At 51.8% G+C, this 633-nt stretch carries 1 protein-coding gene; it reads left to right on the top strand.

Annotated elements, in window-relative coordinates:
• Positions 1-633: hypothetical protein (locus AC1RP1_RS07695; RefSeq protein WP_481762673.1), on the top strand; the 633-nt coding region annotated here is incomplete at both ends.

Genomic DNA, 633 nt, shown 5'->3' with positions numbered 1-633 from the left:
GCTTGTTCTCGCGACCCGCGAGGAAATGGAACAGGCGGATGACCTCCTTCTATCACTTACGACATTGGCCAAGCCGTCTAACGGAAGTGGCGGCACGGCAATGTCGCATGTGGAGACCATGATGCGGATGCAGGGTCATGATCCTGTATCTGAAGATAGCGCGAACCCGCCACCAGTGCGTCGTTCGCGTTTTTTCTATTCTCCGACGCAAAGTTTTGCTGAAGAAGTCAACGCATCGAAGTCTATTTCAGAAGAGAAGAGTCTTCCGCACGATAAAGATGAGATCAACAGCCGAGTTATTCAGTACTCTGAAGAATTGCCTACTGAACTCGGTGACAGAATACACGTACTACGCGAATATTTGCTACGTGAGTGGGCACCTACGGCGTTGAGTGCTAACGCGGCCACCGCTCAATTCATTGACGTGGCACAACGAACTCTTGGCACTGCCATTGACCCGGCACCCCTCGTCAAGTTCGAACGCATGATCGATCGCGCGCTCACGATAAAGATGGCGGACTTTGTGGCGAAATATGCAGGACTGCCAAAGAATAAGGCATCTGACCTCTTGAATTCTGTGGCACCTCAACCACAGCAGGCATTGATCGTCCATCCGCACGATGACGAGATACG

This window comes from Dellaglioa sp. CoH-56-MRSF-13 (assembly GCF_056782095.1).
This window is presented reverse-complemented; position numbering and strand designations above follow the sequence as displayed.